This is a genomic window from Acidovorax sp. 59, from assembly GCF_002754175.1.
Lineage (GTDB): Bacteria > Pseudomonadota > Gammaproteobacteria > Burkholderiales > Burkholderiaceae_C > Acidovorax > Acidovorax delafieldii.
Map to the genome: position 1 here is coordinate 2260934 of NZ_PEET01000001.1, position 19279 is coordinate 2280212.

Here is a 19279-nt window from a genome sequence, read left to right on the forward strand (position 1 = left end):
TAGATGATGAGCGACGCGCTGTCCCCCCAACCCACAACGCCTGCAGCCCCTGCAGGCCCTGCCGCCCCCCTGGCCTCTGCCGCTCCTGGCGCCCGCATCATTGCGGTGACCAGCGGCAAAGGTGGTGTGGGCAAGACTTTCGTATCGGCCAACCTGGCCGCCGCCCTCACCCGCCGAGGCCAGCGCGTGCTGGTGCTCGACGCCGACCTGGGCCTGGCCAACCTGGACGTGGTGCTGAACCTGCACCCCAAGATCACCCTGCACGACGTGTTCACCGGCAAGGCCGCACTGGACGACGCCGTGATCGCCGCGCCCGGTGGCTTTGACGTGCTGCTGGCCGGTTCGGGCATGGTGGAGTATTCGCGCCTCACGCCCGAAGTGCGCAACCAGTTCCTGAACGTGATCCAGGCGCTCACGCCGCGCTACGACGTGGTGCTGCTCGATACCGGCGCCGGTATCTCCGACGTGGTGCTGTTCTCGGTGTCCCTGGCCTCCGAGGTGCTGATCGTGGCCACGCCCGAGCCTACTTCGCTCACCGACGCCTACGCTGCCATCAAGGTGCTGGCCATGCAGCAAAAACGCCAGCATGTGCGCATGGTCATCAACCAGGCGGCGCGTCCGGGCGACGGCCGCGCCATCACCAGCCAGCTGCAGCAGGTGCTCGACCGCTTTGTGAGCACCGAATCCGGTCGCCCCATGCGGCTGATCCACATGGGCGACATCCCGGCCGACCCCTCGGTGCGCGACGCCGTGATGCGCCGCCAGCTGCTGCTGTTGCAGACCCCCGGCTGCCCGGCGGCACTGGCCATTGCCCAGCTGGCCAACAAGATCGAGTCCACGCTGCTTTCGCCTGCGGCCTGACCCGAATACGCCGAGCGGCGCATGAGGCGCAGCCCGGCCACTGTGACCCACAGGCCCGCCAGCGGGCCTTTGTGCATTTTTACTGCCGTGAACACTACCGACACCGTCCTCAACATCTCCTGCTACAAGTTCGTGCCGCTGCCCGATGCCGCCGCGCTGCGCGATGTGCTGCATGAGCGTGCAGTGGCCGCCCATCTCAAGGGCACCATCCTGCTGGCCGAAGAGGGCATCAACTTCTTTCTGGCGGGCCCAGCCGAAGCCGTGCGGGGTTTTGTGGCTCAGCTGCGTACCGACGAACGCTTTGCCGACCTGGAGCCCAAGGAGAGCTGGTCGGCCACGGTGCCGTTTCGCAAGATGCTGGTCAAGGTCAAGCGCGAGATCATCCGCATGGACCACCCCACCATCCGCCCCGCCGCAGGCCGTGCGCCTTCTGTAGACCCGGCCACGCTGCGCCGCTGGCTGGACCAAGGCCATGACGACGACGGCCGCGAAGTGGTCACGCTCGACACCCGCAACGCCTTCGAGGTGGACGCAGGCACGTTCGACAACGCCATCGACTGGCGCATCGACAAGTTCACCGAGTTTCCCCCTGCGCTGCGCGCGCACAAAAGCGAACTGCAGGACAAGACGGTGGTGAGCTTCTGCACCGGCGGCATCCGCTGCGAAAAAGCCGCCATCCTCATGCGCGAGGAAGGCCTGCCCCATGTCTACCAGCTGGAGGGTGGCATCCTGAAATACTTTGAGCTGACAGACGGCGCGCACTACCACGGCGGGTGTTTTGTGTTTGACGAGCGCCGCGTGCTGGACACCGGGCTCGCCATCGACACGCCTACAGCGGCTGCAGCCGCTACAGAAGGCGCTATCAAATAATGAGCTGCCACCGCTTTATGTACTAGCGCTACAGCCCATTTTTATCCACATATCTCGCTTTGATCACGCCTTGAAGCGGTGTTCCGGCAGGGGTATCCACTCCACCTCGCCCGGCACCTGGCCCATGGCCTGGGCCTCCCAGTCGCTGGCGGCCTGCACGATGCGGTCCTTGCGGCTGGAGACAAAGTTCCACCACATGTGGCGTGGCGCATCCAGCGGCTCGCCGCCAATCACCATCAGGCGCACGGCGCTCTCGCCCGCCGTCAGGCGCAGGGGCTGGCCGGGTTCCGCCACGGCCAGGATGTGCGCAGGCACCTCATCGCCGTTCAGCGACACGGGTGCATCCACGGTGTACACCGCCAGCTCGGGCACCAGCGCCGGAATCTCTATCGTGGCGCCGGCAGACAACTGAATGTCCAGGTACAAGGTGCGCGAATACGTGGCCACCGGCGAGATCTGACCAAAGGCCTCGCCGATCAACACCCGCACGGTGGCGCCATCCACCAGCAGCTCCGGAATGGCCGCCGCAGGCGTGTGTACAAACGAGGGGTCGGCTTCCTCGTGGGCGGCCGGCAACGCAGCCCAAAGCTGGATGCCATGGTTCACATAAGCCTGGTTCGCAAGGCTCTCCGGGCGGCGCTCGGAGTGCACGATGCCGCGCCCCGCCGTCATCCAGTTGATGGCGCCGGGCTCGATCTGCTGCACGTAGCCCAGGCTGTCGCGGTGCATGATGGCGCCAGAGAACAAATAGGTCACCGTCGCCAGGCCAATGTGCGGATGGGGCCGCACATCGTGGCTGTCGCCTGGCGCCACCGTCACCGGACCGAAGTGGTCGAAAAACAGGAAGGGCCCCACGGCCTTGCGCTGCACAGCAGGCAGCAGGCGGCGCACGGTGAAACCGCCGCCCAGATCCTTGGCATGGCCCGTAAGGGGCAGAAAGCTGGGGGTATCGCTCATGATGCACGCTCCAACGAAGTGCTGATCTCGGTCGTCACCGTGGTCATCAGCTTGTGCACAGGGCATTTCTGCGCCACGGTTTCCAGCTCGGCGATCTGGGCATCGGTGAGGTCACCGCTGACCTGCAGCCGGGTCGCGAGGCGGTAGACCCCCGTGCGTTCGGCCGATGCGTCACGCTCGACCACGGTCTGCACATCTTCCACCGGCAGGCCCTTGCGGCGTGCGTACCACAACACCGTGAGCGCCTTGCAGGCCCCCAAGGCAGCGTCATACAGGTCGTGCGGGCTGGGGCCGCTGTCAGCGCCGCCCTCCTCCACACTGCCATCGGCCACGAGGTCGTGCGCGCGGATATGCACGGTCTGGGCCATGGGCGCGCCGGGGACGCGCCGCAATTCAACTGCCATGGGGTGTTCTCCTGGTTGTATTGGGGCGCGCCACTGTAGCGCCAAACGGGGGCTTCGCCTTAACGGGCGAGCCGACGGGCCACGTCAGCCACGCGCTGGCCGAACTGCTTGCCCGTTTCCAGGTCGCCAGGGAACATCTCGGCGGCCGAGGCGTCGGACGGCGATTGGGACATGGCGCCGCTGAACGAGCCGATCCAGTTCACATCATTGCGCGTGGCCGCCTTGGAGTTGGCGGGCATCATGCCGTTGCCCACCCAGATCCCACCGTGCTGCATGGCCAGGTGGAACATGTAGTCCAGCGTGATCTGCTTGTCGCCATTGGTGCTGGCGCTGTTGGTGAAGCCTGCAAACAGCTTGTCCTTCCAGGCCTGGCTGAACCAGGGCTTGGACGAGGCGTCGGCAAATTTCTTGAACTGCCAGCTGGGGCCCGCCATGTAGGTCGGCGAGCCAAAGATGATGGCGCTGGCAGCGGCCAGCGTTTCCCAGCCGCCTTCGGGCAGGTTGCCCTCCGCATCAATGGCGACCAGCTGGGCGCCTGCACCTTCCGCCACAGACTGCGCCAGGCGCTGCGTGTGACCATAACCCGAGTGGTAAACAACTGCGATGTGTGCCATGAGATAACTCCTGTTGAAACGATGAGGGAACGAGACCAGGGGAAAGAACCAAAAGAACTACCAACAGAACGACAACCAACGACGAGATTGAATGCCAGAACCTGCACCCCTGCGGGTTGCAGGCCCTTTCCATGCCAACCGGATCAGCGGTCCGAGCGGCGTGCGTCCAGGCTCCAGGCGCCGGCGCCAAACGCTGCCAGGGCCAGCAGGCCGCCGGTCACACCCACGTTCTTGAAGAACATGAGCTGCTGCATCATTTGCTTGTCTGCGGGCAGGTTCCAGTAGGCATGAAAGAAGAAGCTGGCCACCAGCGTGAAGAAGGCCAACGCCAGTGCGGCAAACCGGGTGCCCACGCCAAAGATCAGCGCCAGGCTGCCCAGCACTTCGACCGCCGCCGCAACCGCTGCCGCCACCGTGGGCATGGGCAGGCCCACCGAAGTGATGTAGCCCACGGTGCCGGCAAAGCCGGTCAGTTTGCTGATGCCCGCAGGCAGGAACAGGGCGGCCAGCAGCAGGCGCGATGCCAGGGCCAGAGGGTTTTGCAGGGATGTGAACATGGTGAAGAACTCCTGAGTGAAAGTGGTTACGAAGTAAAGATCAGGCGGCCAGGTCAAACACCAGCACCTCGGCGTCGTGGCCATCGGTCAACGACAAGGTGGTTTCCTTTTCCATCAGCAGCGCGTCGCCGCCCGACAGGGCCTGGCCGTTGGCGCTCAGCGCGCCACGCACCAGGTGCACATAGGTCTTGCGGGCGGGGTTCAGCGCCAGGGTGGCGGACTCGTCACCATCCAGCAAGCCCGCATACAAGGCTGCGTCAGCATGGATCTTCACCGAGCCCTGGGCGCCGTCGGGCGATGCCACCAGGCGCAGGGCGCCGCGCTTTTCCGACTCGGCAAAGGTCTTTTGCTCGTAGCTGGGCGGGATGCCGCGCACGTTCGGCTCGATCCAGATCTGCAGAAAATGCGTGGTCTGGCCAGCCGCGTGGTTGAACTCGCTGTGCTGCACGCCGGTGCCTGCGCTCATGCGCTGCACGTCACCGGGCGGGATGCCCTTGACGTTGCCCATGCTGTCCTTGTGGGCCAGTTCGCCCGACAGCACGTAGCTGATGATTTCCATGTCGCGGTGGCCATGGGTGCCAAACCCGGTGCCCGGCGCAATGCGGTCTTCGTTGATGACCCGCAGGTTGCCAAAGCCCATGTGGGCAGGGTCGTAGTACCCGGCAAACGAGAAGCTGTGGAAGGAATTGAGCCAGCCATGGTCGGCGTGGCCCCGGTCTTGCGATTTACGAACAGTCAGCATGTGAGTGCTCCTTTCAAGACTCGACTGTAGGACCGCAGCCACCTCTGCGGGCACAGACGGATTGATGGCACTGTTCAAATAATCTGAATTAACATGGCGCCACCATGCAAAACGCCCGCGATGTCCTCACCCCCGATGCGCTGACCATGCTGCAGGTGATTGCCGAGGCTGGCAGCTTTGCCGCCGCCGCACGGCAACTGGGCCTGGTGCCCAGCGCCCTCACCTACCGCGTGCGCCAGATCGAAGACGCACTGGACGTGCTGCTGTTCGACCGCAGCGCACGCCAAGCCCGCCCCACTGAGGCCGGGGTGGAGCTGCTGCGCGAAGGCGCGCGCCTGCTGCAAGACATCGACGCCGTGGCCCACCGCGTGCGCCGCGTGGCCACGGGCTGGGAGCCACAGCTCACGCTATCCATCGACGGCATCATTTCGCCCCACACCCTGCTGGAGCTGGTGGACGCGTTCTATGCCATGAAGCCCCCGACGCGGCTGAAGCTGCGCGACGGCATTATGACCGGCACGCTGGAGGCGCTGACCTCCGGCCGCGCAGACCTGGCCATTGGCGTCTCGGTGGCCAGCAACAACGTGGCCGGCCTGCAGCAAGGGCTGCTGGGTGACGTACTTTTCATCTACGTGGTAGCGCCCCATCACCCGCTGGCCACCGCGCCCGAGCCCATCTCCGACGCCACGCTGCTGGAGCACCGCGCCGTGGCCGTGGCCGATTCGGCCACCCGGGGCGGCGCCACCATGGGCCTGCTGGGTGGGCAGGACGTGCTGACGGTGGACACCATGCAGGCCAAGGTGCGCGTGCAGTTGCGCGGTCTGGGCGGAGGCTTTCTGCCCGAACCCATGGTGCGCCCCTACCTAGAAGCCGGGCGCCTGGTGGCGCGCCGCGTGGCCCGGCCCGAACGCAACGTGCGCGTGCACTACGCCTGGGGTGGTCCCGGCTTCACCGCACCCGGCCGCGCGCTGCAGTGGTGGCTGAACCAGCTGCAAAGTCCCGCCACACGCCGCGCTCTGCTGGAAAACCACCATCATTTGTGACCCTGATCAAGTGCGCACAGGCCGGCACCGCGTGTAGAGTGGTTCCTGTTGGTTCTGCATCGCATTTCTTTTGCCGACCGTCACCGAAAGGCCTCCCATGAGCAAACCTGATCCTCTCCTCGCCAAACGGCTCCGACGCACCAGCGCCCCTATCCCTGCGGCCTCCGCAGCGCCCGCCACCCCAGTCACCCCCTCCGGCAAACCGCAGCGCCACTTCGCCATCATCGGCGCAGGCATGGCGGGCATTGCCTGCGCCCGCACCCTGGTCCAGGCCGGCCACCGGGTGACAGTGTTCGAAAAATCCCACCAGGCCGGTGGCCGCACCGCCACCATCGACAGCCCCTTTGGCAACTTTGATGCCGGCGCCCAATATTTCACCGTGCGCGACCCGCGTTTTGCCCGCGCCATCGACACCGTGCCCGGCATCTGCAAGCGCTGGAGCGCCAACTCGGTCCAGGTGCTGGACGCTGCAGGCCGCGTAGCCGCCGTGGGCCTGCCCCACCGCGAGGCCCATTGGGTGGCCAGCCCGGGCATGCAGTCGCTGGTCACCACCTGGGCCGACCCCCTGGTTCAAGCAGGCCAGCTCATCACCCACACCCGCGTCACCCGCATCGAACCCGACGCCGTGAACGCACCAGGCTGGCAATTGCGCACCGAAGGCGCGGGCGGCGAGCAACATGTGTACGCAGGCTTCGATGCCGTGCTGCTGGCCCAGCCCTCCGTGCCTGCGCAGGCCCTGATTTCCGGCTCCGGACTCGACTCCCCACTGGCCGACGCCATGTCCAAGGTGGCCATTGCCCCCTGCTGGACCCTGATGCTGGCCTACCCCCAGGCCGTGCGCCCAGGCCTGACCACACTGGGCCCGCAATGGAACGCCGCGCGCAGCACCCACCACCGCATTGCCTGGCTGGCGCGCGAGTCGTCCAAGCCGGGGCGCAATGTGGTGGAGCGCTGGACGGTGCAGGCCAGCCCCGCCTGGTCGGCAGAACACCTCGAAGACGACGAAGCCCGCGTGCAGGCCAAGCTGCTCAAGGCATTTGCCGAGGTCACCGGCATCCGGGCCGAGCCCGCGCATGCCGACACCCGCCGCTGGCGCTATGCGCAGACCACCCACCCGCTGGGCAATAGCCACCTGTGGGACGCCAAGGCCGGCCTGGGTGCGTGCGGAGACTGGTGCCTGGGGCACCGGCTGGAAGATGCCTTTGTGTCGGGCCTGGAACTGGCACTTGCCGTGGCATGACGGGGGGCGCGGGCGCAACGCCGCACGACAAGGACAGCCCCGCAGTACGCGTTGAAGGGCGCTATGTGGGGCGGTTTGCCCCCTCTCCCACGGGCCCGCTGCATGCGGGCTCTCTGGTGGCAGCGCTGGCCAGCTGGCTGGACGCACGCGCACACAACGGCCGATGGCTGGTGCGCATGGAAGATGTGGACCAGCCCCGCTGCGTGCCGGGGGCTGACACCTTCATCCTGCAGCAGCTCGCCGCCTGTGGTCTGCACCCCGATGCCCCGCCCCAGTGGCAGTCTGCGCGCAGCGGGCTGTACCAGCATGCCCTGGGCCAGCTGGTGGCGCAGGGCGATGCTTATCCCTGCGCCTGTTCACGCAAGGACGTCGAAGACGCCCATGCCGCGCAGGGCCATGCGCGTGAACGCCATGCTGCACTGCCCTACCCCGGGACCTGCCGCCATGGGCTGCATGGCCGCACAGGGCGCTCCTGGCGCTTCAATGTGACAGACTTCAAGCCAAAACAGCCGATAGCGCTAGTGGATCATGCCTGGGGCGCTACATATTCAATAGCAGACGGGCTTCTGCGGTGGCACGACCGCCGCCTGGGCCGCCAGCAGCAACAGGTTGCGACCGCCGTGGGCGACTTTGTGCTGCGCCGCGCAGACGGGCTGTGGGCCTATCAGCTGGCCGTGGTGGTGGACGACGCCGACCAGGGCATCACCGATGTGGTCCGGGGCGAGGACCTGGCCGACAACACGCCGCGCCAGATCCTGCTGCAACAGGCCCTGGGGGTGCCCACACCGCGCTACCTGCACACCCCCCTGGTGTGTGGGGACAACGGCGAAAAACTCTCCAAACAAAACGGCGCGCAGGCGCTGGAACTGCAGAACCCGTTGGTGGCCCTGTCGCACGCTGCGCTGGCACTGGGCCTGCCCGCTGTGGCAAATCTGCACAACATTTGCATACCCGACGCACTGGCACAGTGGGTGGTGGCGTGGCGACGAAACTACAATGGCCCACCGTGACCGAATTGACCACAGCTTCCGCCCCCGCCAGTGCTGCGCCTGCCGCAGCCGCCCCCACAGCGCCCGCCGTACAGGGCTCTGCCCCCGCCGGTGTGACCCACCCCAAAACCATCAAGAGCTTTGTGCGCCGCGCCGGCCGCACCACCACGGGCCAGGCCAAGGCCTTTGAGGACTTCGGCCCGCGTTTTGTGCTGCCCTACACCCCCACCCCGCTGGACGCCACCGCCGCCTTCGGCCGCAGCGCCCCGCTGGTGCTGGAGATCGGCTTTGGCATGGGCGAGGCCACGGCCCATATCGCCCGCGTGCGGCCTGATGACAACTTCCTGTGCTGCGAGGTGCATGAGCCCGGCGTGGGTGCCCTGCTCAAGCGCATCGGCGAGCAAGAGCTGACCAACATCCGCATCCTGCAGCACGACGCTGTGGAGGTGATCGACCACATGCTGCCGCCCGGCGTTCTTGACGGTGTGCACATCTTCTTCCCCGACCCCTGGCACAAGAAAAAGCACAACAAGCGCCGCCTGATCCAGCCCCCGCTGGTGGCCAAGCTGGCTGCACGCCTCAAGCCCGGCGGCTACCTGCATTGCGCCACCGACTGGCAGCCCTACGCCGAGCAAATGCTGCAGGTACTGAGCGCCGAACCCCTACTGCAAAACACCGCAGACGGCTTTGCACCGCAACCCGACTACCGCCCGCTGACCAAATTCGAAAACCGCGGCCTGCGACTGGGCCATGGGGTGTGGGACGTGGTGTTTGTGCGCCGTAACTGACCCCACGACATGCCCCGATCGGCCCGCACCACACCGCCTATGAAACCCATCCTGCAAAACCTGGTGGAGATGACTGGCCACCGCGACCACTTGCGGCTGGAGGTATCGGTGCTGTCCACGCTGCAAAAGCTCAGCAGCATCATCGAGGTGCGGGCCCTGGAGCTGTTCACGGACGGTGGCGTGCCCCATGTGCGCCCCCGCACCTGGGTGGACAGCGGCCAGCTCGTGTCCACCGACTCCGAAGCCGCCGCCGACCCCCGCCGCGAGCCGCTGGACCAATACCCCGCGCTGCGGGACTGCGTGGACAGCCATGGCGAAAGCGCGCTGGCCTCGCCCCGCCGGGGTCGCCATGTGCTGTGGCTGCCGGTGTGGATGCACGACAAGGTCAGCACCTGCCTGGAGATCACGCAGTCGCGCCCGTTCTCGGCCCACAAGCTCGACGTGCTCATGGGCGTGTTTCAGGTGTACCAGAACTACCAGAGCCTGCTCGACTACAGCGAGCGTGATGCGCTCACCGGCCTGTTCAACCGCAAAACGTTTGACGAGCAGTTCTCCCGCTACACCATGAGCGGGCTGGCCAGCCGGACGGGCGCCGTTACCGAGTCTTTTGCGGCCGAGGAAACCGCAGTGGCCAGCGACAACGAACCCGTGCAGCAATGGCTGGCTGTGGTGGACATCGACCACTTCAAGCAGGTCAACGACCGGTTCGGCCACCTGTATGGCGACGAGGTGCTGATCCTGATCGCCAACATCCTGCGCAGCTCTTTCCGCAGCCATGACCGCATCTTCCGCTTCGGCGGCGAGGAGTTTGTGGTGCTGCTGCGCTCCACCACACTGAGCACCGCCCACAAGGTGTTCAACCGCTTCCGGCTGGCCGTGCAGGAGTACCACTTCCCGCAGGTGGGCCAGGTCACGGTGAGCCTGGGCTTTGTGAGCACCACGCGCGGCTCGCCCGTAGAGATTCTGGGCCAGGCCGACCAGGCGCTTTACTACGCCAAGGAACATGGCCGCAACCAGGTTTGCTTCTATGACGATCTGGTGGCCAGCGGTCAACTGGCAACCAAGGTCGCCAACGACGACGTCGAGCTGTTCTGACCGGGCCCGGCCCCATGGCCATATGGTCTGCTGTCCGCTGCAAAAAGGCTGGCCCGCGCAAGAACGCATTGCCCCATCGTCCACCGTAGGGCGCCTTTCCCCTCTCAGCCCAGCGACGCCAGAATGGCCTCCACATTGATCTCGTCGCGCTGCGCAGGCGTCAGAAAGCGCTCGGCGTAGTCGCGCCACACGCCGCTGGTCAGGAAGAAGCGGAACACCTCGGCATCGATGTGACGCTCGCGCACCATGTGGGTCATGATCTTGAGCGACTCGGACAAGGTCTTGGGTGGCTTGTAGGGCCGGTCGGCCGCAGTCAGCGCCTCAAAGATATCGGCCAGGGTCATCACCCGGTCGGCCAGCGTCAGCTCTGGCGCCTTCAGACGCCGGGGGTAGCCGGTGCCGTCCAGCTTTTCATGGTGGGACCCGGCAATCGACGGCACGCGCGCCAGGTGCGGCGGAAACGGCAGACCGCTGAGCATGATGATGGTCTGCACGATGTGGTCGTTGATCTTGAAGCGGTCTTCGGCGGTGAGCGTACCCCGCTGGATGGACAGGTTGTGCAGTTCGCCCAGGTGCGCCTCGTAGGGCGGCAACACCATGTCAAAGCCCCAGCGATTCGCGGGGTTGCCCGCCTCCACCGGCGGCTTGCGTGTGCCCCAGGGCACGATGTGCTCGGGCCGGTCGGCCAGCAGCGGCTCGTTGGCGGGCAAGGGGCGCACCGGCACGCTGGAAAGCCGCAGCATCTCGGCGGCCGACAGGCCCAGGCGGTCGTCAAAATGCCGTTGCCATATCTGGCGGCCAACGGCCTTGAGGCGGGCAATGTCCGCCTCGGCCATGAATTCGCCCCCCACATTGCAGCGGGCTACAAAGGCAAAGTCTTCCTGCAGTTGTTCGCGCCGCTGCAGCAACTCACGCTGCAGGCGCACCGGGTCCACGCCGGACACATGCTGCTTCCAGTAGTCCAGCTCAGCGTCCCGCCACAACACCTCAAAGCGCATGCGCACCTCGTGAATGCGGTTGTAGAGCGTTTCCAGCTTGGTGGCCTTGTCGATGATGTGCTCGGGGCTGGTGACCTTGCCGCAGTCATGCAACCAGGCCCCCAGGCGGAATTCGTAGCGCTCGGCATCGGTCATGGCCACCTGGGCAAACGGGCCGTCCTTGGCCGCACACATGCGGTCCATCAGCGCCTCGGCCAGCTCCGGCACGCGCTCGCAATGGCCACCGGTGTAGGGGCTCTTGGCGTCGATCGCGTCGGCCAGCAGGCGGATGACAGCATCGAGCAGCTTCTTCTGGCCTTCGATCAGGCTGCGCGTCTCGATGGCCACCGACAGCGTGCCCGACAACTTCTCGACAAACGCCCGGAAATGCGCGTCGTCCTGCGTCTGGTCCGCGATGTAGCGCAGCACCAGCAGACCCAGGGGCTGCCCGTCACGGGTGCGCAGCTGCACCCGCAGCACACGCGCGGGCTCGGTGTCGTCGTCGTCTTCGTGCTGGTCGCCCGGTTGGGGCTCGGTATGGTTGATGAAATGCACCATGGCCAGGTGCTCGGGGTAGCGCGACTGCTGCTCCGGGTCTTCGCAATGGCGGGCCGCGCGCAGCAAGCCGGTGCGTTGCGGGTCCACCAGGTACACCGCACCGCCGGTGCAACTGGTGGCGCGCACCAGCTCGTACAGCACACTCGACAGCATCAGGTCGGTGCGCGACTCGGCGCTGATGTGGTGGGTGATGTGCAAGAACTCCTGGATGGTGTCGGACATGCGGTCCATCACTTGCCCCAGGTCGCGCACCTCGCGCACCGGCGACACCCGCCGTTCGGGCCGCCGGAAATCAAACCGCGCCAGCGCCCGGGCCTGCAACGCCAGCCCGAACAGACTGCGCCCCACGCGCCGGCCGGCCAGCCAGCCCAACGGCAGCATCAGGCCGATGAGCGACACCGACAGCCACACCTGCTGGCGCAGGTTGTTGTTCACCTCGGCCAGCAGCTCCTTGGTAGGAATCGCCATCAGGATCTGCAGCCCCTGCCAGCGCATCGATGCCAGCGGCAGCGAACGGCCCAGCCATTCCTCGCCGTCGGCCTGCAGGCGGCGTGACTCGCCATCTTTCAGGCCCAGCGCCTGCAGCGCATGCAGGCTGGGCACACCCAGATCGTCCAGGGCACGCAGCCGCAGGCCCGGCGTGTTGCCATCACGCAGTAGCACGCGTGACATATCGGGATAGGCCAGCACGCGGCGGTCCTTGTCCACCACCGCGATCTCGGTGCGGGGCATCAGGCGCAGGCCACTGATCTCATGCCCCAGGTCGGTCAGGGCCACGTCCAGGCCAATCACCGCACGCCCGTCCTCGCTGGGCTGGCTCAGCGTGATGCCTACCTCCTGCGTGGTGAAGAACACATAGGGTGCCGTGAGGATCTGGGTGTTCTGCTCCAGCGCCTCGGCGTACCAGGGGCGGGTACGGGGGTCGTAACGGTATTCCGGGCGCACGGCCGAGTCGATCAGCCGCAAGTCTGCGTCGTAATAACTCCAGCGCCCCACCATGCCCGCCAGCCCACGCTCGCGCGCCATGGACTGCACCAGGTACGCCGTTTTGGGCGGTGCATCCAGCCGCACCCGCAAGGCCTCGTTTCGCACCGGCCGCACCAGCAAAAACTGCCCGTCCGGGTAACCGATGAACACCGCCGACAGCAGCGGGTTCTGCTCCAGCAGCCGCGCCAGTACAGGCAGGCGCCGCAGCCGCGCTGGCAGGGTGGACGCAGAGGCCACCGGGTCGAACGCCAGCAGGCGGATGGTGGCATCGGCCGGGTCCACGATGCGATGCACCCGTTCGGCAATGAGCTGGCTGATGCGCTGCGCACTCTCGTCCGATGCCGCAATGATGGCCTGGCGCGCGCTGGTGCTGACCTGGTACACCAGCAACGCTGTCAACAACAGCATGGCGGTGACCACCACGGTGGCGATCAGGACCTCAAAGGGGATGGTGATGCGGCGCCACCATGGCAGGTGGCCGCCTTGGCCCACCGAAGCAGCGCCCGTACCGCGAAGCACAGCGGACGGCGGCGGGTCTTGGGGGCTGTCGCGCAGGGTGTCCATGCGCTGCACTTTAGGGTGAAAGCTGGCGTTCCGTCACCCTCTTTTTGGCAGCCATGGCTGCCACACCACAGCGGCTGGTGCCGCTGTGGTGACAAGTACATCAGCCCAGTTGCTGCGTGACCCAGCCTGTCACCGAAGCCAGTGCTGCGGGCAGTTTGGACGCGTCCGTGCCGCCAGCCATGGCCATGTCGGGCTTGCCGCCGCCCTTGCCGCCGACTTGCTGGGCGACAAAGTTGACCAGTTCGCCCGCCTTGAGCTTGCCCACGCTGTCGGCGGTGACGCCCGCGGCGATCTGCACCTTGTCGCCATCCACGGCGGCCAGCACGATGGCAGCGGTCTTGAGCTTGTCCTTGAGCTTGTCCATGGTGTCGCGCAGGGTCTTGGCGTCGGCACCCGGCAGCGCCGCAGCCAGCACTTTGAGGCCCTTCACCTCCACCGCCTGGCTCACCAGTTCGTCACCCTGGCTCGAGGCCAGCTTACCCTTCAAGGCAGCCACTTCCTTTTCGAGCGCGCGGGCGTTGTCCAGCGCTTGGCTGATGCGGCCGTTGAGCTCGGCCACCGGCGCCTTGAGCGTGCTGGCGGCCTGGTTCACGGTGTCTTCCAGGTTCTGCAAGTACGCCAGTGCGTTGGCGCCGGTCACGGCCTCAATGCGGCGGATGCCAGCAGCCACGCCACCCTCGCCCACCACCTTGAACAGGCCGATGTCGCCCGTGCGCTGCACGTGTGTGCCGCCACACAGTTCGCGGCTGGTGCCGATGTCGAGCACGCGCACGGTTTCGCCGTACTTCTCGCCAAACAGCATCATGGCGCCGGTCTTCTGGGCCGACTCGATGTCCATCACGCGCGCTTGCGTGGGCTGGTTGGCCAGGATTTCTTCGTTCACACGGCGTTCGATCTCGCGGATTTCAGCCGCCGTCACGGCGCCGTTGTGTGTGAAGTCGAAGCGCGTGCGGTCGGCATTGACCAGGCTGCCCTTTTGCTGCACATGGCTGCCCAGCACTTCGCGCAAGGCCTTGTGCATGATGTGCGTGACCGAGTGGTTGCGCATGGTGGCAGCGCGCACGGCGGTGTTCACCTGGGCCTGCACCGTGTCACCCACGTTCAGTGTGCCCTCTTCGAGCATGCCATGGTGGCCAAACACATCGGCCTTGATCTTGAGCGTATCGCCCACCGCAAAACGGGCCGAGCCGCTGGTGATGACACCTTCGTCACCCACCTGGCCGCCGCTTTCGGCGTAGAACGGGGTCGTGTCCAGCACCACCACGCCGTTTTGGCCGGCTTTCAGTGCTGCAGCGCTAGTACCGTCTACATAGATTGCTACGATTTTTGCAGTCTCTGCGAGGTGTTCGTAGCCCGTGAACTGGTTGGCGTCACCGGTGTACTCCAGCGCCTTGTCCATCTTGAACTTGCCAGCAGCGCGGGCCTGGGCCTTCTGCTTTTCCATGGCGGTCTTGAAGCCTGCCTCGTCCACTTCCACGTCGCGTTCGCGGCACACGTCGTTGGTCAGGTCGAGCGGGAAGCCATAGGTATCGTGCAGCTTGAACGCGACGTCGCCAGGCAGCACCTTGGCGCCGCCGTCTAGGGCCGCGTCCAGAATTTCCATGCCGTTGGCCAGCGTTTCGAAGAAGCGCTCTTCTTCCACCTTGAGCACCTCGGTGATGCGCTGCTCCTGCGCGCGCAGGGAGGGGTAGGCGTCACCCATCAGGCGCACCAGATCGGCCACCAACTTGTGGAAGAACGGGGTCTTCTTGCCCAGCTTGTACCCGTGGCGGATGGCACGGCGCACGATGCGGCGCTGCACGTAGCCACGGCCTTCGTTGCTGGGGATCACACCATCGCTCACCAGGAAGGCGGTTGCGCGGATGTGGTCGGCAATCACACGCAGGCTCTTGTTGTTGAGGTCCGTCAAGCCGGTCTCGCGGCCGGCGGCCTTGATGAGCGCGTCGAACAGGTCGATCTCGTAGTTGCTGTGCACGTGCTGCAGGATGGCTGCAAGGCGCTCCAGGCCCATGCCGGTGTCTACGCAGGGTGCGGGCAGCGGGGTCACGGCACCCGTCTCGTCCATGTTGAACTGCATGAACACGTTGTTCCAGATCTCGATGAAGCGGTCGCCGTCTTCATCGGGGCTGCCGGGAGGGCCGCCTGCAATGTGCGGGCCGTGGTCATAGAAGATTTCGCTGCAGGGGCCGCAGGGGCCGGTGTCGGCCATCATCCAGAAGTTGTCGGACTTGTAGCGGCCGCCCTTGTTGTCGCCGATGCGGATCACGCGCTCGGGTGGCAAGCCGATTTCCTTGGTCCAGATGTCGTAGGCCTCGTCGTCTTCCTGGTAGACCGTGGCCAGCAGGCGCTCTGGCGGCAGCTTGTAGACCTCGGTCAGCAGCTCCCAGGCCCACTTGAGCGATTCCCGCTTGAAGTAGTCGCCAAACGACCAGTTGCCCAGCATTTCAAAGAAGGTGTGGTGGCGCGCGGTGTAGCCCACGTTTTCCAGGTCGTTGTGCTTGCCACCCGCACGCAGGCAGGCCTGAACCGACACCGCCCGGTTGTACGAGCGCTTATCGGTGCCCAGGAACACGTCCTTGAACTGCACCATGCCCGAGTTGGTGAACATCAGCGTGGGGTCGTTGCCAGGCACCAGAGGGCTCGACGGCACCACGGTGTGGCCCTTGGAGACGAAGAAGTCCAGGAAGGACTTGCGGATGTCAGCGACAGAAAAAGTGGGAGTGCTCATGGTGTTGTGGAGTGGTTGCACGCAGCAGGCAGGCCGCAGGACCCGCGCCTGCGCGCTGCCTGTCGCTGCCCCTATGGGGACCAACCTTTCATTATAGGTTTGCAGTCTGGCGGTCCGTGGCGGGAGGGCGACAGGGCGGGGACAGACGCCTCCGATCCATGCGCCAACGAATGCTGAAAAATTCGCTTGCGCGCTTTAAATATCTTGTTAATATATTAATAACTGCAACCCACCCACCGATCCAAGGAGCCCCTCGTGAACCCACAACCCCGCTGGCAAGGCATCTTCCCTGCCATCACCACCAAGTTCCACGCCGACGAGTCCATCGACGCCGAGGGCACAGCCCGCCACATCGACTTCCAGATCCGCAACGGCATCCACGGGCTGGTCACCTGCGGTTCTCTCGGCGAAGCCAGCACCCTCACACTGGAGGAAAAGCTCCAGGTTGCCAAGATCGCCCTCGAAGCCGCTGACGGCCGCGTACCAGTGCTCGCCAACGTGTCCGAAACCAGCACCCGCGAGGCACTGCGCTACATCGACGGCGGCAACAAGCTCGGTGTCGCCGGCTACATGGTCATGCCCTCGGTGATCTACGTGGCCGACGCCCGCGAGGCCATGGCCAATGTGCGCGCCATGGCGGGTGCCGCCCAGCGCCCCCTGATGGTCTACAACAACCCTGTGGCCTACCGCGTGGACCTGAAACCCGAGCACATGGTGGAGCTGGCCGACTGCGAGTGGATCGCCGCCATCAAGGAAAGCACCGGCGACATCCGCCGCATCACCGACCTGCGCAACACCGTGGGTGACCGATACCAGCTCTTCCTGGGCGTGGACGACCTGGCCTACGAAGGCCTGGCCCTGGGATGCGACGGCCTGCTGGCCGGCGTGGGCTGCGCCTTCCCGCGCGAAACCGTGGCGCTGTACGACCTGATGAAAGCAGGCAAATTTGCCGAGGCGCTGCCGCTCTACCAGTGGATGACGCCCATGCTGCACCTGGATGTGTCTAACAAGCTCGTGCAGAACCTCAAGCTCATCGATGCGCTGGTGGGTGTGGGCACCGAACACATGCGCCGCCCCCGCCTGCCCCTGGTGGGCGACGAACGCGCATTTGTCGAGAGTGTGGTGCGCAAGGCCCTGGCCACGCGCCCTACAAAATACCAGTCTGTCGCCTGAGACACTGAGCGCCGTACTTCACCACCACCAGAGCACCATGCAACGCATCCACGTGATCGACTCCCACACCGGTGGCGAGCCCACCCGGCTTGTCATCGACGGTTTTCCCGACCTGGGCACCGGCACCATGGCCGAGCGGCGTGCGCTGCTGGCTGAGCGCCACGATGCCTGGCGGGCCGCCACCGTGCTGGAGCCGCGTGGCAGCGACGTGGTGGTGGGGGCGCTGCTCTGCGCGCCGCAAGATCCCGCCAACGCAGCGGGCGTGATCTTCTTCAACAACAGCGGCTACCTGGGCATGTGTGGACACGGCACCATCGGGCTGATCGCGTCGCTCGCCTACCTGGGCCGCATCACCCCTGGCGAGCACCGCATCGAAACCCCGGTGGGCACCGTCACCACCACCCTGCACCCCGATGGCTCTGTCAGCGTGCGCAACGTGCCGGCCTACCGGCTGCATCATCAGCTGGCGGTGGACGTGCCCGGCCATGGCCGCGTGGTGGGCGATGTGGCCTGGGGCGGCAACTGGTTCTTCCTGATCTCCGACCACGGCCAGCGTGTAGCCAGCGACAACCTGGAGGCGTTGATGGCCTACAGCTGCGCCGTGCAGCAAGCCCTCAAAGACCAGGGCATTCGGGGCGACAACGGCGGCGAGATAGACCACATCGAGCTGTTTGCCGAAGACGACCAGGCCGACAGCCGTAACTATGTGCTGTGTCCCGGCAAGGCCTATGACCGCTCGCCCTGCGGCACGGGTACCAGCGCCAAGGTGGCCTGCCTGGCGGCTGACGGCAAGCTCGCACCGGGCGCACTCTGGCGCCAGGCCAGCATCATTGGCAGCCAGTTCGAGGCCAGCTACACGCTGCAGGACGATGGCACGGTCATCCCCACCTTGCGGGGCCGCGCGCACATTTGCGCCGACGCTACTTTGCTGATTGAAGACAAGGACCCCTTTGGCTGGGGCATCCGGCTTTAACCCGACCCTGCTGCACCCGCGCCACATGCAACACACCGATGTCCTTGTGATTGGCGCTGGCATCGTGGGCGCCGCCTGCGCCCATGCGCTGGTGTCGGCCGGGCTATCGGTACGTGTCATCGATGCGCGCCTCGGCGGTGCCACGGCGGCGGGCATGGGCCATCTGGTGGTGATGGATGACAACCCGGCAGAACTGGCGCTGAGCCAGACATCGCTGGACCTCTGGCACACCTGGGCACCCCACATGGATGCGGGCTGTGCGTTCACGCCCTGCGGCACGCTCTGGCTGGCCGCCAACGATGCAGAGCTGCAGGCGGCCCATGACAAACGCAGCACCCTGCAAGCACACGGAATCGCCTGCGACATGCTCGACGCGGCCGCCCTGTCCCGCGCAGAACCCGCACTGCGCCCCGGTCTGGCGGGTGCGCTCAAGGTGCAGGGGGACAGCGTGGTCTATGCCCCGCTCGCGGCCCAGTGGCTGCTGGACCAGGCCGCAGCCCACGGACGCCTTGTGTTGGAGCAGGCTGAAGCGATGCAGATCGACGGCCACACCGTCACCCTGCGCGACGGAAGCCAGCGCAGCGCAGGCGCCATTGTGCTGGCCAGCGGCATCCACGCCCCGCAGCTGTGCCCCGGCCTGCCGCTGCGCCCCAAAAAGGGCCACCTCGTCATCACCGACCGCTACCCGGGCACCGTGCACCACCAGCTGGTGGAGCTGGGCTACATCACCAGCGCGCACCACAGCGACGGTACCTCGGTGGCCTTCAATGTGCAGCCCCGGCCCACAGGGCAGTTGCTGATCGGCTCGTCGCGCGAGTTCGACACCACCGACCCCGCCGTCAACAACGCCGTGATGGCGCGCATGCTGCAACGGGCACTCGACTACCTGCCAGGCCTGGCCGAACTCAACGCCATCCGCACCTGGACCGGCTTTCGCGCCGCCACGCCAGACAGCCTGCCGCTGATTGGCGCGCACCCCGAACACCCGCACCTGTGGCTGGCCGTGGGCCATGAAGGGCTGGGGGTGACCACCGCCCCGGCCACCGCGCAGTTGCTGGCGGCCCAGATCGCAGGGGGCACCCCGGCGATCGACCCCACGCCCTTTGCACCTGCCCGCTTTGCGGGCCTGAGCACACCATGACCCCATCCAGAACACCCG

At 66.1% G+C, this 19279-nt stretch carries 17 protein-coding genes; 10 read left to right on the forward strand and 7 right to left on the reverse strand.

The genetic code is table 11. The annotated features are described in order from the left end of the window. Positions 1–6 precede the first annotated feature (6 nt). Together CLU87_RS10175 and CLU87_RS10180 are read left to right on the forward strand one after the other, a co-directional pair. Complete coding sequence (locus CLU87_RS10175; RefSeq protein ID WP_056065043.1) at positions 7–861, forward strand: MinD/ParA family protein; 855 nt, start codon at positions 7–9, stop codon at positions 859–861. Between the two features lie 87 nt (positions 862–948). Continuing rightward, the gene (locus CLU87_RS10180; protein WP_099732121.1) at positions 949–1731 is read left to right on the forward strand and encodes a sulfurtransferase; all 783 of its coding nucleotides are present in this window, start codon (positions 949–951) and stop codon (positions 1729–1731) included. A gap of 63 nt (positions 1732–1794) precedes the next feature. On the opposite strand, the gene CLU87_RS10185 is transcribed toward CLU87_RS10180, so the two are convergent. The 5 genes from CLU87_RS10185 to CLU87_RS10205 form a co-directional block, all read right to left on the reverse strand. Further along, entirely contained in the window at positions 1795–2688 is an 894-nt protein-coding gene (locus CLU87_RS10185; RefSeq protein WP_099730379.1) for a pirin family protein, read from the reverse strand. After that, positions 2685–3092, reverse strand: coding sequence for an OsmC family protein (locus tag CLU87_RS10190; RefSeq protein WP_099730380.1), 408 nt, complete (start codon positions 3090–3092; stop codon positions 2685–2687). Before CLU87_RS10190 ends, CLU87_RS10185 begins: the two co-directional genes overlap by 4 nt. Positions 3093–3151: 59 nt before the next feature. Further along, a complete protein-coding gene (locus tag CLU87_RS10195) occupies positions 3152–3706 on the reverse strand; it encodes a flavodoxin family protein (protein WP_099730381.1) in 555 nt (184 codons plus the stop codon). 143 nt (positions 3707–3849) lie between these two features. After that, positions 3850–4263 (reverse strand): DoxX family protein, encoded by a 414-nt coding sequence (locus CLU87_RS10200; protein ID WP_056744599.1) that lies wholly within the window; start codon positions 4261–4263, stop codon positions 3850–3852. A 40-nt stretch (positions 4264–4303) separates the two neighbouring features. Further along, positions 4304–5005 carry a pirin family protein gene (locus CLU87_RS10205; protein ID WP_056744597.1) on the reverse strand — a complete coding sequence of 234 codons (702 nt, stop codon included), beginning with the start codon at positions 5003–5005 and terminating at the stop codon, positions 4304–4306. A 104-nt stretch (positions 5006–5109) separates the two neighbouring features. On the opposite strand from CLU87_RS10205, the gene CLU87_RS10210 reads away from it, so the two are divergent. The 5 genes from CLU87_RS10210 (at position 5110) to CLU87_RS10230 (ending at position 10160) form a co-directional block, all read left to right on the forward strand. Next, positions 5110–6048 carry a LysR family transcriptional regulator gene (locus tag CLU87_RS10210; RefSeq protein ID WP_056063168.1) on the forward strand — a complete coding sequence of 313 codons (939 nt, stop codon included), beginning with the start codon at positions 5110–5112 and terminating at the stop codon, positions 6046–6048. Between the two features lie 97 nt (positions 6049–6145). After that, positions 6146–7288, forward strand: a complete 1143-nt coding sequence (locus CLU87_RS10215) for an NAD(P)/FAD-dependent oxidoreductase (protein WP_143227267.1) — start codon at positions 6146–6148, stop codon at positions 7286–7288. Beyond that, positions 7285–8298: a tRNA glutamyl-Q(34) synthetase GluQRS gene (gene gluQRS, locus CLU87_RS10220; RefSeq protein WP_233193759.1), complete on the forward strand. Its 1014-nt coding sequence runs from the start codon at positions 7285–7287 to the stop codon at positions 8296–8298. The genes CLU87_RS10215 and gluQRS overlap by 4 nt, the downstream gene beginning before the upstream one ends. Next, positions 8295–9065, forward strand: a complete 771-nt coding sequence (trmB, locus tag CLU87_RS10225; RefSeq protein ID WP_099730383.1) for a tRNA (guanosine(46)-N7)-methyltransferase TrmB — start codon at positions 8295–8297, stop codon at positions 9063–9065. The genes gluQRS and trmB overlap by 4 nt, the downstream gene beginning before the upstream one ends. A gap of 39 nt (positions 9066–9104) precedes the next feature. Continuing rightward, positions 9105–10160 (forward strand): GGDEF domain-containing protein, encoded by a 1056-nt coding sequence (locus tag CLU87_RS10230; protein ID WP_056063179.1) that lies wholly within the window; start codon positions 9105–9107, stop codon positions 10158–10160. A 104-nt stretch (positions 10161–10264) separates the two neighbouring features. Here CLU87_RS10230 and CLU87_RS10235 read toward each other — a convergent pair whose 3' ends face one another. Both CLU87_RS10235 and alaS read right to left on the reverse strand, forming a co-directional pair. After that, positions 10265–13246: an HD domain-containing phosphohydrolase gene (locus CLU87_RS10235; protein WP_099730384.1), complete on the reverse strand. Its 2982-nt coding sequence runs from the start codon at positions 13244–13246 to the stop codon at positions 10265–10267. Between the two features lie 100 nt (positions 13247–13346). Then, positions 13347–15974, reverse strand: a complete 2628-nt coding sequence (alaS, locus tag CLU87_RS10240; RefSeq protein WP_099730385.1) for an alanine--tRNA ligase — start codon at positions 15972–15974, stop codon at positions 13347–13349. A 255-nt stretch (positions 15975–16229) separates the two neighbouring features. Here alaS and CLU87_RS10245 point away from each other — a divergent pair, with 255 nt between their 5' ends. From CLU87_RS10245 to CLU87_RS10255, 3 genes are read left to right on the forward strand one after another with little or no spacing between them, the layout of a single operon-like run. Further along, positions 16230–17147: a dihydrodipicolinate synthase family protein gene (locus CLU87_RS10245; protein WP_055398099.1), complete on the forward strand. Its 918-nt coding sequence runs from the start codon at positions 16230–16232 to the stop codon at positions 17145–17147. Between the two features lie 37 nt (positions 17148–17184). Next, complete coding sequence (locus tag CLU87_RS10250; protein ID WP_099730386.1) at positions 17185–18120, forward strand: 4-hydroxyproline epimerase; 936 nt, start codon at positions 17185–17187, stop codon at positions 18118–18120. Positions 18121–18145: 25 nt separating this feature from the next. Beyond that, positions 18146–19261 (forward strand): FAD-binding oxidoreductase, encoded by a 1116-nt coding sequence (locus CLU87_RS10255; RefSeq protein ID WP_099730387.1) that lies wholly within the window; start codon positions 18146–18148, stop codon positions 19259–19261. The last annotated feature ends 18 nt before the right edge of the window (positions 19262–19279 follow it).

What these genes read in the sequence shown, in the direction of transcription:
- CLU87_RS10175 (WP_056065043.1), top strand. Translation starts at nt 7, where the DNA reads ATGAGCGACGCGCTGTCCCCCCAACCCACAACGCCTGCAGCCCCTGCA.
- CLU87_RS10185 (WP_099730379.1), bottom strand. Translation starts at nt 2,688, where the DNA reads ATGAGCGATACCCCCAGCTTTCTGCCCCTTACGGGCCATGCCAAGGAT.
- CLU87_RS10190 (WP_099730380.1), bottom strand. Translation starts at nt 3,092, where the DNA reads ATGGCAGTTGAATTGCGGCGCGTCCCCGGCGCGCCCATGGCCCAGACC.
- CLU87_RS10195 (WP_099730381.1), bottom strand. Translation starts at nt 3,706, where the DNA reads ATGGCACACATCGCAGTTGTTTACCACTCGGGTTATGGTCACACGCAG.
- CLU87_RS10200 (WP_056744599.1), bottom strand. Translation starts at nt 4,263, where the DNA reads ATGTTCACATCCCTGCAAAACCCTCTGGCCCTGGCATCGCGCCTGCTG.
- CLU87_RS10205 (WP_056744597.1), bottom strand. Translation starts at nt 5,005, where the DNA reads ATGCTGACTGTTCGTAAATCGCAAGACCGGGGCCACGCCGACCATGGC.
- CLU87_RS10210 (WP_056063168.1), top strand. Translation starts at nt 5,110, where the DNA reads ATGCAAAACGCCCGCGATGTCCTCACCCCCGATGCGCTGACCATGCTG.
- CLU87_RS10215 (WP_143227267.1), top strand. Translation starts at nt 6,146, where the DNA reads ATGAGCAAACCTGATCCTCTCCTCGCCAAACGGCTCCGACGCACCAGC.
- gluQRS (WP_233193759.1), top strand. Translation starts at nt 7,285, where the DNA reads ATGACGGGGGGCGCGGGCGCAACGCCGCACGACAAGGACAGCCCCGCA.
- CLU87_RS10230 (WP_056063179.1), top strand. Translation starts at nt 9,105, where the DNA reads ATGAAACCCATCCTGCAAAACCTGGTGGAGATGACTGGCCACCGCGAC.
- CLU87_RS10235 (WP_099730384.1), bottom strand. Translation starts at nt 13,246, where the DNA reads ATGGACACCCTGCGCGACAGCCCCCAAGACCCGCCGCCGTCCGCTGTG.
- alaS (WP_099730385.1), bottom strand. Translation starts at nt 15,974, where the DNA reads ATGAGCACTCCCACTTTTTCTGTCGCTGACATCCGCAAGTCCTTCCTG.
- CLU87_RS10250 (WP_099730386.1), top strand. Translation starts at nt 17,185, where the DNA reads ATGCAACGCATCCACGTGATCGACTCCCACACCGGTGGCGAGCCCACC.
- CLU87_RS10255 (WP_099730387.1), top strand. Translation starts at nt 18,146, where the DNA reads ATGCAACACACCGATGTCCTTGTGATTGGCGCTGGCATCGTGGGCGCC.